Consider the following 11,663-nt stretch of genomic DNA (forward strand, 5'->3'; position numbering starts at 1 on the left):
CCCTCCCATTTTCCTGCCCCCTATTTTTCTGTCACCTCTCTCCCTTACCTGCCTCCCCAGCGGCTGCGGAGGGCGTCTAGCAGGACGGCGGCGATGATGACGGCGCCGGTGATCAGCTGCTTGATCGCGTCTTCCACCCCCAGCTGTGCTAAACCCGACTGCAGCACGGCGATGATCAGCACGCCGATGAACGATGCCACCACACTGCCGCGCCCGCCCATCAAACTGGTCCCCCCGATCACACAAGCAGCGATCGCCGACAGCTCCAACCCGATCGCCGCATTCGGGTCTGCACTGGACAGCCGACTGGTTTGCGACAGCGCCGCCAATCCGCACAACAACCCCAGAATCACAAACGTCGCGATCGTGTACGGTGCCGTGCGAATCCCGCTCATCCGAACCGCTTCTTCATTTGTCCCGATGGCGACGCAGTAACGCCCGAAAACGGTTCGCGTCAGCAAGAATTGTCCGGCGATCACGACGACCACAGCCACCAAAAACGCGGGCGAGAGTGGAATCCACGCCAGCGGTTCCCCAAACGATTCCACTCGGCTGCCGATGTACATCGTCTGGGAATCCGTGATCACCTTCGTTCCGCCACGGGCCATTTCCAACATGCCCAGCGTGACGATAAACGACGGGATCGAAAACCACACCGAGACAAACCCGTTGAACAAGCCGCACAGCGACGTGACCAGCAGGCACGCCGCAAACGCCGCCGGCAGTCCCCACTCGTGCCGCACCATCAGCACGCCGATCACCGCCGATCCGAGCGCCAGCACCGAACCGACCGACAAGTCGATTCCAGCCACGATCAACACCAACGTCATGCCGACCGAAACGAAGATCAAGTCCGGATTGGAATTGGCGATCGTGACCAGCGTCTGGGTCTGAAAAAAATTCTTCGAGCTGACCGAAAACACCGCGATCAACAACACCAACACTCCTACGAGCCCGGCGTACTGTAAAAACGACTGAGAGAGCTTATGTTTCATGTTCCCGATGCGTCTGCAAATTCATTCGTTCGATGCCCCGCAAAACTCGCTTGCAAAATGGCATCTTCGGACCACAACGACCGCGGCCGGGTTTCCACCAACCGGCCGGCCGACATCACCGCGATGCGGTCACAGGTGTCAAACAGTTCTTCCAAATCACTGCTGACGATCACGATGCCCTTGCCGGCCGAGGCCAGAGAATCGAACAGTTCATAGATTTTTCGTCGTGCGGCGACATCGATCCCGCGGGTCGGTTCGTCGAACAAAAACACGTCGGCGTCGCGGGTCAGCCATTTCGCGATCGCGACCTTTTGTTGATTTCCGCCGCTCAGCGACGCGACCACCTGTTCGATGTCGGTGCAGCGAGTTTCCATGGCGCGACACATCTGGTCGGCGACGGTCGCTTCGTGAGCGCCCTTGATGACGCCGAATCGGGAAAACCGTTTGACCATCGCACTGAGCGACGTGTTGCAGCGGATCGACTGCTCCAAAAGCAACCCGTTGTGCTTGCGATCTTCGGTGACCATCGCCAGTCCGGCCGCGACGGCTTGTGCCGGGTGCAAGAACTGCCTGGAGACCGCCCCGGCGATCGAGACGCTGCCCGATTCCGGTCGGTCGGCACCAAAGATCGCTCGCAGCAATTCTGTTCGCCCCGATCCGACCAACCCGGCGATGCCCAACGTTTCACCGGCGTGGACTGCGAACGACACGTCACGGACGAAACCGCGGCAAAGTCGGTCGACGACCAACACGGCCGGTTGATCGGCACCCGTCGCATCGTCGACTGTTTCGATCGACGCGGCCTGCCGCACGCGCATCGGTGTCGTCGCCACGTCGCCACTCATCCGTTCCACCATCTGGTCGGTCGAGACCGACGCGGCGTCTTCAGTGCCGACGTATTGGCCGTCCCGGAGCACGGTGACGCGATCGGCGATCCGTTTGACTTCGTCCAGTCGGTGAGAAATGTAGATCATGCCGACGCCGCGATCACGCAATTGATTCAGTTGGTCGAACAATCGTTCCGTTTCGCTGCCGCTGAGCGCCGCGGTGGGTTCATCCAAGATCAACAGCTTGCAATCACGCGAAAGCGCGGCCGCGATTTCCACCACTTGCTGCGTCCCGACACCCAGATCCGCGACCGGCGTGTGGGTATCCACGTGGTCCAACTGAAGCCGGTTCAACGCCTCGCGCGCTTGGCGATGCAAGGCACGGCGTTGCACGATGCCGGCGAACGAGGGGAGGCGATTGAGCAACAGGTTTTCGGCAACGCTAAGGGTCGCGATCAGATTTAATTCCTGTTGGATGATCTGAACACCGGCCGATTCGGCGGCCTGTTTGTGCGCCGGGGCATACTGCCGGCCCTCGATCCGCATGTTGCCGGCGGTGACGTCGGCCAGCCCGGCGATCATCTTGCACAGCGTCGACTTGCCGGCGCCGTTGGCACCAAGCAACGCGTGGATTTCACCGCCGCGGACGTCAAAGTCGACGTCGCGCAGCACGGTCACGCGACCGTAACGTTTGGTCATGCCGACCGCATCAAACAACACGCTCACAGCGTTTCCGCCGTGACCAGGTCGACCGGAGTTTCGACGTCGCTGGGATCGTCGGTTTCGCCGTTGATCAGTTGTAGCGCCGTTTCGATTCCGAAAACCGCCAACTGGCCGCCGTACTGGTCGGCCGTGGCCAGGATCTTACCGTCGCGAATGGCCTGCTGCACCGCCGAGATGTTGTCAAAGCCGACGACCAACACATCGCCCGCTTTGCCGGCGGATTTGACCGCGGCGATCGCACCCAAGGCCATCGAATCGTTGGCGGCCAAAATCGCTTTGATGTCCGGATGCTCGCTCAGAATCGATGCCGCGATCGAATTCGCCTTGGCCATCTCCCACTCGGCACTTTGGCTGGATACGATCTCGATGCCGGCCGCCTGCATCGCCGATTCAAAGCCTGCCAGTCGTTGCTGGGCGTTGAACGACGTCCGAATGCCTTCGAGAATCGCCACCTTGTCGCCGCTGGACAATTTGCCGGCCAGGTAGTCGCCGACTTTCTTTGCGCCCGCTTTGTTGTCGGGACCGACGAAAGGAATTGCGACCTCTTCGCTGGCCAACACGTCCGCGTCCAGTTGGTTGTCGATGTTGATCACCACGACGCCTTTGTTGATCGCCTTTCGCAGGGCAGGCACCAACGCTTTAGAATCGGCCGGTGCGATCACAATCGCGTCGGCTCCGGCGGCCACCATCTCGTCGACCAAAGCCACCTGACGGCTCAGATCGCGTTCGTCTTTGATGCCGTTGACGATCAATTCGTACTCATCGGCGTGTTCACCTTGGTGCGACTTGGCCCCTTCGGCCATCGTCGAAAAGAACTCGTTGGCCAACGATTTCATGATCAACGCGACCTTCGGACGCGCGTCGCCTTCGGACGCTTTCGGATCCGTCGTCGCGGTGTCGCTTTTCGAAGAACAGCCGGCGACGGCAAAGACGGCGGCAAACAGAGATGTCAGTAGAACGTGACGCATCGAAGACTCGTTGACGGGATGGGATTGGAATGAAATGGAAAACAGCGACAGGAAAGGGCGACCGGTAGCGGATCAATCGCACACCGCATCGATTTGTGTTCTCTGCGGTAAACTCGGTTGGGCGCCCCGCTTGGACGCCGCCAGGGCTCCGGCCCGATTGGCCCACGCTATCGCGTCGCGAAGTGAACCGGTTTCGGCCCATCGGACCGCCAGGGCGCCGGCAAAGGCGTCGCCGGCGGCCGTGGTGTCGACGGCATCGACCTCGATCGACTCGATCAGTTCGGCCCTCGCGCCGTCGTACAACATCGTGCCGCGCGGCCCCAAGGTGATCGCGACCGCGGCCGGTCCGCGGGCGTGCAACTGTTTGGCAATCGCCACGGCATCATCGATCGTCTCGATCCGGCCGCCGACGATCGCCGTGGCTTCGGATTCGTTGGGACAGATCAGATCGACGTCCAGCAATCCGTCGCCGAGTGTCGCCGCCGGCGCGGGATCCAAGATCACTTTGGCCCCCGAACGTTTGGCGGTTTGGATTCCCGCCAGCACCGTCGGCTGGGGCGTTTCCAGTTGCACCATCAAGACATCACAATCGTTGATGGCGTTTTCAAAGCGACGGACGTCTGCGGGGGTGATCCGCGCGTTCGCCCCCGGGATCACGATGATCGCGTTCTCCCCGCTGTTTTCGACGTTGACGATTGCGAGACCCGATTCACAGGATTCGGCTTTCAACACCGCGTCGCAATCGATCGACTCGGCAATCAGGTTGGCGAGTAGTTTTTGACCGAACCCGTCATCGCCGACGCAGCCGATCATGCGAACCGCGCCGCCGCATCGCGCTGCGGCGACCGCTTGGTTTGCCCCTTTGCCGCCGGGGACTTCCGTCATCGATTGCGCCGACACCGTCTCACCCGGTTTCGGCAAATGATCACAGCGAATCACAAGATCCATATTGATGGACCCTAACACAGCGATCGTCGGCTTTGACACGTTGTTCATTACGTTGAAGGACAGGGAAAGTTTAGCGACACGGTTCCGCGACGGAGGCCCGCTCAAGCAGCGTGGTGGGAACCTGCCAGCGGTCTGAATTCGATCTCGCGTTGACGGCTCGAACGCTCGACGATGACGCGGTCGCATCAACGCCGTGACCGCTCGGCTGAAGCCCCAAACGTCTCAGCAACACGTCCGTGGCCAGTCGGCCGAGACGTGAAATGTCCTGGACCGCGACGGTCAGCGGTGTTTTCATCAGGTCTGCCGAGGGATGATCATCAAACGCGACGACCGAACAGTCGTGGGGAACCGTGTAGCCACACTCGGTGAGCGCTCGGATGGCACCGATCGCGGCCGGATTGCACATCGCAAAGATCGCGGTCAGATCGGGGTGGCGATCCAACAGTTCCCGCGTCGCCTGATAGCCGGATTGTTCGGTGAACGCGTCGCCCGCCACGTACGACGGGTCGATCGCGAACCCGGCTTGCTCGGCAGCGTCCTTTAACCCTTGCAAACGCGTTTTCGCCGGCAAGCTTTCGCGGACGCCCGACAACACGCCGATCTTGCGATGACCGGCATGAATCAAGACCTCCGCCAACTCGCGCGCCGCCCGAAGATTGTCCGACGTCACGCAAGGCAACTCGATCTCTTCGAACACACGATCGACCACCACCACCGGCAACCCGGACCGATCGACGTCGATCAGATGGTCGCAGCGGACACCGACCGGACAAACCAGCAACGCTTCGACCTGCTTGGCACGCAGTTGCCGGGCCAACCGCTGCTCGATCGCAGTTTCTTCACGGCTATCGCCCAGCAAGACCGAGAATCCCGACGCTTCGACGCCCAAAGAGACTTGGCGGGCGATGGAGGCAAAAAACGGGTTCGAGACGTCGGGGACGATCACCCCGATCAGCCCGCTGCGTTTCAGCCGCAGCGAACGCGCGACCTGACTGGCTTGGAATCCCAGGTCGTCGGCGACTTTGCGAACCGCTTTTTCGGTCGTCGGGCTGATCCGATACTTGCGAGCTTGGCCGTTGAGTGCCCGTGAGGCCGTCGAAACGCTGACACCGGCGCGCTCGGCGACGTTCTTCAGTGTCACGGGTTTGGCGGGCACGGGACTCGGTGGCACAGGAAAACCGGGCGGCAACAGGCGTCAACGGAAGGGTGCACAATCGTTTGTGCTCTGTGCTGGTCAGTCTACCTGCCCATGCGGTATCGTTGCAACCGGCCGGGGACGACGACGACTCCGGCCGCGGAGCGATGTTTTTTTGCCTGTCCCGTCTGCCTTTCAACTCGGACCCCACCCCTATCATGGAAATCTGGCCTGCGATCGATCTGCGTCATGGAAAACCGGTCCGTTTGCGGCAAGGCGACTACGACCGCAAAACGGTCTTTGGAGACGACCCGGTGGAATTTGCCGTGCAGTGGCAACAGGCCGGCGCCAAGCGTCTGCACCTGGTGGATTTGGACGCGGCCCGGGGCGATGACCCGACGGCCAATCGTGACGCGGTCGCGCGGATCGTTGCGGCGACCGGCTTGCCATGCCAGATGGGGGGCGGGGTACGTGACCAGGCTGCGATCGAGGCCCTGCTGGACTTGGGGTTGGCTCGCTTGGTGGTCGGATCGGCGGCGCTGAAGCAACCCGAGTGGTTTGCGTCGATGTGTGACGCGTTTCCTGGAAAGCTGGCCGCGGGCATCGACGCCCGCGACGGCATGGTGGCGACCGACGGCTGGTTGGAAACCAGTTCCACCCCCGCGATCGACCTGGCCCAAGACTTGCGCCGGCGAACCGCCAACATCGCCGCGATCATTTACACCGACATCGCACGCGACGGCATGATGAGCGGCCCGAACTTTGACGGGCTGCGGGACATGGCGGACGCGACCGACATCCCGCTGGTGGCCAGCGGCGGCGTGACGACGTACGAGGACGTGAAGAAGTTGGTCGAAATGAACATGCCGGCGGCAATCGTGGGGCGATCGATTTATGATGGGGTGATGCAACTGGAACAAGTCATTGCGATCGCCGGAGACAGCTGAGATGCGGGCCAACGCCTGGGCAAGAGAAAACGTTTCGTCGTGTCGTGCGACAATTGTTCGATCCAGATTCGTCGATGCGTCAACTTCCCGCAATGCGACATCGCATTCGGCTGAAGACCTGGGCGCTAGCGCGAACCGACTGATCTCAAACGAACATCAGCCGTTTGGCGCTAGCCTACGGGCCCCAGCTCACACGATGCTGCGCCGATCGAACTTGGTCGGCGTTTTGGCAATCCTTGTTGCGACTTTTGCCGGGAACCGGGCTTTCGCACAATCCACCACTCGACCTGCTTTCAAGCAATTGCCGCCCCCGGGAATCGAAATCGACACGCAACGACGCGCGGCACTGCAGCAGCGTGTCGATTCGATCGGCGAGCAACTCGGCAGCGCGGTCGCCGAGTCCGACGACGGATCATCGTGGCGAAGCGACGTTGACGTCTTGATCCGTGCGGTCGATCTAGCACTCCGGCAAAACCTGTTCTTCAAACCCAAGGAAGTGGATGCGGCGGACCGCTTGCTGGACGAAGCCGCGCGGCGCATCTCGGCGGCCCAGTCGGGAACGCGGGGCTTGGAACTGATCGGATTTAATCCCGACGAAAACGATCGACCACAGCCGCTGGTCGCCGGTTTCGTCTCCCGCATCGACGATTCGGTCCAGCCGTATGGCATCGTGGTTCCGGCGGGATTCACACTCGACCGGATCGACCAGCCCCATCGGATGGACGTCTGGCTGCACGGTCGCGGCGACACGAAGACGGAGGTGCCATTTTTGACCGAACGGATGTCAAAGGTCGGTCAATACGCTCCCGCGGACACGTTTGTTCTGCATCCCTTCGGCCGTCACTGCAATGCGTTCAAGTTTGCCGGCGAGACGGATGTTTATGAGGCGATCGATGACATCGACTCCCGCATTGCCGTCGATCCGGCACGCGTTTCGATCCGCGGTTTCTCGATGGGCGGCGCCGGTTGCTGGCACATGGCCGTTCACGATCCGACGCGTTGGTTGGCGGCCAATCCGGGAGCCGGATTTGTCGACACGATTCGCTATCAGGGTTGGACGCAATCGACGCCGTTTTCCATCACCCCGACGGCGGAAAAGTTGTTGCGTTGGTATGACGTTTTGCCATGGACGCAAAACCTGCGTGGGACGCGCACGATCGCGTACAGCGGTGAAGTAGACAAGCAGAAGATGGCAGCCGATCGCGTCGTCGCCCGTGCGAAAGAATTGGGGTTTGAGTTTCCCTATGTGATCGGTGCAGGGATGGGACACAAGATCGATCCGGAGTCGCAGCAACGGATCGATGCCCAAATCGACCATTGGGCCGGGGAAGCGAACGACGGCCCGGAGCCGGAGATCAATTTCGTCACCTACACGCTCCGCTACAGCCGGGCGGGATGGCTGCGCGTGACCGGGATGCGAGAACATTGGATTCCCGCGACGGTCAACGCCCGCATCGACAAGCAGTCCGAGAGCCTGCGGATAGTTACCGACGGAGTGACGCATCTGGAAATCGACTTCTCCGACTCCGGTTGGCCGGGCCGCCGCGGGGCGGTCGAGGTGGAGATCGATGGCCAGACGTATGAGGTCCAAGACACGGGAAACCTGCGTGGTTTTCAATGCGAGCTGCTCCGCGATGACGCCGGCGAGTGGACGCAAGCGACCGAGGACGACATGACGCTGCGCAAACGCCCGGGATTGCAGGGGCCGATCGACGATGCATTCTGCGACCGCTTTGTGATCGTCATGCCCAGCCGACCGGCTCGGCACGGCCAAGTCCAACGCTGGATCGATCGCGAAGTCGAGTATTTCCAAAAACGTTGGTCGCGGCTGATGCGAGGTGACGTGCACGTCGTCTTGGACCGCGATCTGACCGACGATCAGATCGAAACCTGCCACCTGATTTGCTTCGGCGACTTCAGCAGCAATCGCTTCCTGTACAACATCTCCGACCGGCTGCCGATTCAATGGACGCGTGAGACACTGCGCGTGGGGGACCAGGATTTTGACCCGGTCGATCATGCGCCGGTGTTCTGCTATCCCAATCCGATCAATCCGCGGCGCTACGTTGTCGTCAACAGCGGGCTGACATTCCGCGAGTTTTCCAACGTCAGCAATTCGCGTCAAATTGCGATGCTTCCCGACTGGGCGGTGCTGGACGTGACCGCCCCGGACGACTCGATCTACGCCGGCGAGATCAAATCACAAGGGTTCTTCGACGAATCCTGGAAACTGGACGAGGTCGCCGATCGTCATTGAACCGGCCGGTGACGTCTGTCGCAAAGTCGCAATAAGAATGCCGCCCCACGGGGTCGCCCAACCAGTTAAAATCCACGTGCTGGTGTCTAGCCATTAGGCGACTCCCCGGTCGCTGCTTCGCAGCGAAAAGAGGCGGCTAAAGCCTGAACACCAACACGCGCTGGTGTCTAGCCTTTAGGCGACTCCACCGGTCGCTGCTTTGCAGCGAAAAGAGGCGGCTAAAGCCTGAACACCAACACGCGCTGGTGTCTAGCCTTTAGGCGACTCCCCGGTCGCTGCTTTGCAGCGAAAAGAGGCGGCTAAAGCCTGAACACCAACACGCGCTGGTGTCTAGCCATTAGGCGACTCCCCGGTCGCTGCTTCGCAGCGAAAAGAGGCGGCTAAAGCCTGAACACCAACACGCGCTGGTGTCTAGCCTTTAGGCGACTCCCCGGTCGCTGCTTTGCAGCGAAAAGAGGCGGCTAAAGCCTGAACACCAACACGCGCTGGTGTCTAGCCTTTAGGCGACTCCCCGGTCGCTGCTTTGCAGCGAAAAGAGGCGGCTAAAGCCTGAACACCAACACGCGCTGGTGTCTAGCCTTTAGGCGACTCCACCGGTCGCTGCTTTGCAGCGAAAAGAGGCGTACCGTTCATCCCAGGCATCTTTTTCGTTCCCCATCGTCCATTGCCATGAAAACGTTTGTTTCGACCGTCTTGCTGCTCCTGTGCACCGGCGTCGCCGTCGCCGACGCCCCGCCCAACATCGTCTTCTTCTTTACCGACGATCAAACCACCAGCACGCTGGGATGCTACGGCAACGAAGTCGTCCAAACGCCCAACATCGATGCGTTGGCCGCCCGTGGGACGCGGTTCGAAAACATGTTCGTCAGCCACTCGATCTGCTGGGTCAGCCGGACGACGATCCTGAGCGGATTGACCGGCCGCAGCTACGGCTCACCCGACAACCCCGAACTGGCACGGGCCGAAGCGGTCGACACGCTGTACAGTGACATCTTGCGGAAGCGCGGCTATCGAACCGGATACTTCGGGAAATGGCATGCCAAGATGCCCAAGGGATACAAGCGTGAAGACCACTTTGACGAATTCGAAGCGATCGGACGCAATCCGTTTTACAAGAAACAACCCGATGGCAGTTTGCGACACGAAACGGAAGTGATCGTTGACCGCGGCATCGACTTCATCAAATCGCAGCCCAAGGACAAGCCGTTTGCGCTGAACCTGTGGTTCAATGCCTGCCATGCCGAAGACGGCGATCGACGCCCCGGGATCGGCCACTTCGCCTGGCCACGAGCAGTCGACGGGATGTACGAGGACATCGACATCGCCCCACCACGGTTGAATGCCCCGGAGATTTTCGAGGCCTTGCCGGACTTTCTGAAGACGACGATCAATCGCGAACGCTTTTTCTGGCGTTGGAACACCGACAAGAAGTACCAGACGAACATCCGCGCGTACTACCGCATGGTCAGCGGGATCGACAACGCGATCGGTCGCTTCATGAAGGAACTAGAAAACGCCGGGTTGGCGGACAACACCATCATCGTCTACTCGGCCGACAACGGCTATCACATGGGCAACCGTGGACTGGCCGGCAAGTGGTCGCATTACGAAGAATCACTCCGCGTGCCGCTGATCATCGCCGACCCCCGCGTCGCGCCGGATCAACGCGGCAAGGTGACCGATGCGATCGCGCTCAACCTGGACCTGCCGGCGACCTTCCTCGATTGGTCCGGGGGTGATGTTCCCGCGCACTACCAAGGGCACAGCTTGCGACCAGTCGTCTCCGGTGCCAAACCGGACGACTGGCGAACCGAATCGTTTCACGAACACTTCGCCGTCCGCACCCGGATCCCTGCGTTTGAGGGGATTCGCAACGAGCGTTACAAATACGTTCGCTACTTCGACCATGGCAACCACGAGTTTCTGCACGACCTGAAGAACGATCCCGATGAACTGGTGAACTTGGCTGCCGACCCGGCCCATGCCGAGACTTTGGCGGCGATGCGAGTCCGCACGGATCGGCGAGTGAAGGAACTGGGCGGACCGATCGACCCGCTCAAAGCCCCCTTCACCGCGTCGACGGTGCCGCACCCCGAAGCCTCCGCCGCCGTCTCCTTCCAAGTTGGAAAAGATGGCTTTGTGAACCTGTTCAACGGCAAGAACTTGAGCGGCTGGGCCGGCGATTCACAGTACTGGTCGGTCCGCGACGGGGCATTGACCGGAGTGACCGACGGTTCGCTGAAGATGAACCGATTCATCACCTGGAAAGGTTCGACGGTCCGCAACTTCGACTTGAGGGTCAAAGTCAAGGTCTCCCCCGGCGGCAACAGCGGGCTGCAGTATCGCGGCACGTCACGGCCCGATCTGGGGCTGGATGTCGTGACCGGTTACCAGTGTGACGTGGTGGCCGACAATCCGAATTACAACGGCATGCTGTACGAAGAAAAAGGACGGCGTATCCTCTCGCACACCGGCGAGAAAGTGGTCATCGACCCGCAAGGGCAACCGTGGATCGTCGGCAAGATGCCGGTCAAAGAATTCCCCGCCGACCGGTGGCATGAGTACCGCGTCTTGGTCCGGGGCAATCACCACCAACACTGGATCGACGACCAGATGACCGCCGACCTGATCGACCTGGACGAAAACGGCCGTTCACTCGAAGGCGTGCTCGCCGTCCAAGTCCACGTCGGCCCGGCGATGACGATTCAGTACAAGGATTTCAAGATCAAACACCTGCCGGATGATCTGCCGTTGACCAACGCATCGGACGTCGTGATTCCGACTGGATCGATCGGCGTGCGGCCCCAAGGCCGCCTGCCCAAAGACTGGAAACCGCCGGTGTACGGCAAGTAGCAATGCCGGC

At 60.9% G+C, this 11,663-nt stretch carries 8 protein-coding genes; 3 read left to right on the top strand and 5 right to left on the bottom strand.

Annotated elements, in window-relative coordinates; translation table 11 throughout:
* Positions 1-44 precede the first annotated feature (44 nt).
* The 5 genes from Mal15_RS16910 to Mal15_RS16930 all read right to left on the bottom strand — a co-directional run bounded on the left by Mal15_RS16910 (position 45) and on the right by Mal15_RS16930 (position 5,617).
* Positions 45-995 (bottom strand): ABC transporter permease, encoded by a 951-nt coding sequence (locus tag Mal15_RS16910; protein ID WP_147868845.1) that lies wholly within the window; start codon positions 993-995, stop codon positions 45-47.
* Positions 992-2,548: a sugar ABC transporter ATP-binding protein gene (locus Mal15_RS16915; protein WP_233902848.1), complete on the bottom strand. Its 1,557-nt coding sequence runs from the start codon at positions 2,546-2,548 to the stop codon at positions 992-994. Before Mal15_RS16915 ends, Mal15_RS16910 begins: the two co-directional genes overlap by 4 nt.
* Complete coding sequence (locus Mal15_RS16920) at positions 2,545-3,513, bottom strand: sugar ABC transporter substrate-binding protein (protein ID WP_147868846.1); 969 nt, start codon at positions 3,511-3,513, stop codon at positions 2,545-2,547. Before Mal15_RS16920 ends, Mal15_RS16915 begins: the two co-directional genes overlap by 4 nt.
* Positions 3,514-3,585: 72 nt before the next feature.
* Positions 3,586-4,509, bottom strand: a complete 924-nt coding sequence (rbsK, locus tag Mal15_RS16925) for a ribokinase (RefSeq protein ID WP_147868847.1) — start codon at positions 4,507-4,509, stop codon at positions 3,586-3,588.
* A gap of 22 nt (positions 4,510-4,531) precedes the next feature.
* Positions 4,532-5,617 (bottom strand): LacI family DNA-binding transcriptional regulator, encoded by a 1,086-nt coding sequence (locus Mal15_RS16930; protein WP_147868848.1) that lies wholly within the window; start codon positions 5,615-5,617, stop codon positions 4,532-4,534.
* A 197-nt stretch (positions 5,618-5,814) separates the two neighbouring features.
* Between Mal15_RS16930 and hisA the strand changes: the two genes are divergently transcribed.
* From hisA to Mal15_RS16945, 3 genes are all read left to right on the top strand, one after another.
* Positions 5,815-6,543, top strand: coding sequence for a 1-(5-phosphoribosyl)-5-[(5-phosphoribosylamino)methylideneamino]imidazole-4-carboxamide isomerase (gene hisA, locus Mal15_RS16935; RefSeq protein WP_147868849.1), 729 nt, complete (start codon positions 5,815-5,817; stop codon positions 6,541-6,543).
* 196 nt (positions 6,544-6,739) lie between these two features.
* Positions 6,740-8,800, top strand: coding sequence for a prolyl oligopeptidase family serine peptidase (locus tag Mal15_RS16940; protein WP_167546866.1), 2,061 nt, complete (start codon positions 6,740-6,742; stop codon positions 8,798-8,800).
* A 669-nt stretch (positions 8,801-9,469) separates the two neighbouring features.
* Positions 9,470-11,653 (top strand): sulfatase-like hydrolase/transferase, encoded by a 2,184-nt coding sequence (locus Mal15_RS16945; RefSeq protein WP_147868851.1) that lies wholly within the window; start codon positions 9,470-9,472, stop codon positions 11,651-11,653.
* Positions 11,654-11,663 lie beyond the last annotated feature (10 nt).

It is taken from the genome of Stieleria maiorica, from assembly GCF_008035925.1.
Taxonomy (GTDB): domain Bacteria; phylum Planctomycetota; class Planctomycetia; order Pirellulales; family Pirellulaceae; genus Stieleria; species Stieleria maiorica.

What these genes read in the sequence shown, in the direction of transcription:
- Mal15_RS16945 (WP_147868851.1), top strand. Translation starts at nt 9,470, where the DNA reads ATGAAAACGTTTGTTTCGACCGTCTTGCTGCTCCTGTGCACCGGCGTC.
- hisA (WP_147868849.1), top strand. Translation starts at nt 5,815, where the DNA reads ATGGAAATCTGGCCTGCGATCGATCTGCGTCATGGAAAACCGGTCCGT.
- rbsK (WP_147868847.1), bottom strand. Translation starts at nt 4,509, where the DNA reads ATGAACAACGTGTCAAAGCCGACGATCGCTGTGTTAGGGTCCATCAAT.
- Mal15_RS16940 (WP_167546866.1), top strand. Translation starts at nt 6,740, where the DNA reads ATGCTGCGCCGATCGAACTTGGTCGGCGTTTTGGCAATCCTTGTTGCG.
- Mal15_RS16920 (WP_147868846.1), bottom strand. Translation starts at nt 3,513, where the DNA reads ATGCGTCACGTTCTACTGACATCTCTGTTTGCCGCCGTCTTTGCCGTC.
- Mal15_RS16910 (WP_147868845.1), bottom strand. Translation starts at nt 995, where the DNA reads ATGAAACATAAGCTCTCTCAGTCGTTTTTACAGTACGCCGGGCTCGTA.